1 protein-coding gene is annotated in these 2384 nt (G+C 50.1%); it reads right to left on the bottom strand.

The features are described from left to right. Positions 1–75: 75 nt before the first annotated feature. Positions 76–1935, bottom strand: a complete 1860-nt coding sequence (locus AB3R30_RS26790; protein WP_458652255.1) for a response regulator — start codon at positions 1933–1935, stop codon at positions 76–78. Positions 1936–2384 lie beyond the last annotated feature (449 nt).

Raw genomic sequence — 2384 nt, 5'->3', positions numbered from 1 at the left:
TAAACTCCGGGTGAAAGGTCGCTGAACCATGTAATACCATTTTAGATTTTGGATTTCTTTTGATTTCTGACTCCTTCATGCTTGCTCCTTCATGCTTGGTTCTGTTTCAAACCCCACTCGTCGCAACCGATGAATTATGCGCGTTGCCAGTTCTGTGTCCGTTATCGATTTACTCAGGTAATCGTCGGCTCCAGCGGTGAAGGCGCGATCGAGATTGGCGGTATCGATATGCGCCGACAAAAATAAAATGGGTAGCTGCTGCCATTTGGGATCACTCCGTACGGTCTGACACAACTCTACTCCGTTGAAACCGGGCATTTCCAGGTCAAGCACCAGCAGATTGGGCGCGGTTGTAGTTAGCACCTGCCAAAACTGTTGTGGGTCACTAAGTCCAGTTACTTCTATCGCCAGCGGTTGCAACAGAGCCGCTAACCGGGTGATCGCGATGGCATCATCATCCACCACCAAAACCCGGTTGAAATGGCGGGTCTGGTTCTGCTTTAGCACATCCGTTACAGCTTTGAGAATTTCGTGGATCGGTAGGGGTTTCTGAAGGAAAACACAGCCTCCCAGCCGCACGACTTCCAGGCGATCGCTCAGGGTGTCTCGTCCAGTGAATGCCAACACCGGAATTTTGGGCACTCGCTGCATCAATTCCTGCAACAGGCTAAACCCGTTCTCTGCACCGGGAAAATTCAAGTCCAGCAGAATCACATCGGGTGAAGACTGGGCGATCGCTCGGCGGGCAATCTCCAAATCGGTGGCTAATTCGACTCGTAACCTCCAAGCGATCGCTTCAATTCGGACGCACTCTGCCAACATTAAGTCGTCATCTACAATTAAAATCAGCGGGGTGTAGATCGCTGGCTGCGATCGAGTTTCTACGTCAGGCTTGTGCTGTAACTCCTGCTGTAACCGTTCCACCTGGTCAGCAATCTGCTCTGCCTGCAAACTTGTTAAACGAATGTGTGGTTGAAACCAGTCTTCTAACCCTCTGGCAATCTGAGAACCGATCATTAAGCCAAACATCCCCAGCGATCCAGCTAATTTGTGTGCTTCATGCTTTGCCTGTTGCTGGAGTTCGGAGGTGAGGGCATCGGTGGCAAGAGCGATCGCTGCCTGCTTCAGCACACCCACCTGAGCCGCGAACTGATCCTTCGACTTCTCCCACACCCGAGCGAGATTGGCTGTCACCTTGCGACGATCAGCTTCTCGCTTTGGGGTTTCTACCGGGGAGTCCACTGGCATCTCCTCTGCCTCTTGGACAGGAGGTTTAAGGCGATACCCCAATCCATGCACCGTCTCAACCAGATTGGCTACTCCCGCTGCCTTCAGTTTTTGGCGTAAACACTTGATGTGGGTGCTGACTGTTTCTTCTCCCGGAGACTCGGCAAAGTCCCAGAGGCGATCGAGGATTGCTTGACGGCTAAAAATTCGCTTCGGGTTCAGTAAAAATAATTCCAATAGACAATACTCTTTAGGTGTAAGGCGCAGCAGGGTTTCACCGCCTATCACTTCACCATTCACCGGATCAAACCGCAGATTTTCCCAGGTAATGATTCCCGCAGATACCGATTTTCCCCGTCGCAGCAGGGCACGTACCCGTGCCAGTAATTCCGAAGTATCAAATGGCTTCACCACATAATCATCGGCTCCAGCATCTAAGCCCATCACCCGGTCTGTGGTGCTGTCCTTGGCTGTCAGCAACAAAATGGGGCTTTCACAGCCTTTGGAACGGAGTTGCTTGCAGAGGCTCATCCCATCTAGTTTGGGAAGCACCACATCCAGCAAAATCAGGTCATACTCAAATTGCTCTGCCAGTTCCAGCCCGATCGCTCCATCGGCAGCGCGATCGACACGGTAATGATGCGCCATCAGTGCATCCGCGATCACTTCACAGGTTGGCTGATCGTCTTCCACCAATAAAATTTTCACAGCCTATCCTTGATTAAGCTTGACTATCAAGCACTCATTCTAAAAATGCCACAGAAATGAGGTGAGAGGCGATTAAACTCATTCAACAACGCTGAATTTTGTCATAAAAACTTTGAACCATTACGGTTTGTAAAAGCCGCCGATCTTCAAAACTTCTTCAAAACTTCCCTGTAGGTTAGAACCATAAAGGTTTAACGGGGGAGGTGCAATTTGGACGCTGAGATCTGGGTCTCTCGTTGAGTTTAATTCGATTCACCCGATCATCCTGCTAGAAACGCAATATTTGAGGATAGTCGCAAACGGAGTGAAGTCTTAAACTTTGTATAGTTTGTAACATTTAGACGGACGATTGAGGCATCCTTAAATCAGCCGCTGCATCGATCGCTTCCGCATCACAAGAGCCTCCTGTTACCCAGATTACCACCACTCCAGCGGGAGCCTAGAAAAGG

The organism is Sivoneniella epilithica UHCC 1019 (genome assembly GCF_040830845.1).
In the GTDB taxonomy this organism is placed as follows: Bacteria; Cyanobacteriota; Cyanobacteriia; order Leptolyngbyales; family Leptolyngbyaceae; genus ULC077BIN1.
This window is presented reverse-complemented; position numbering and strand designations above follow the sequence as displayed.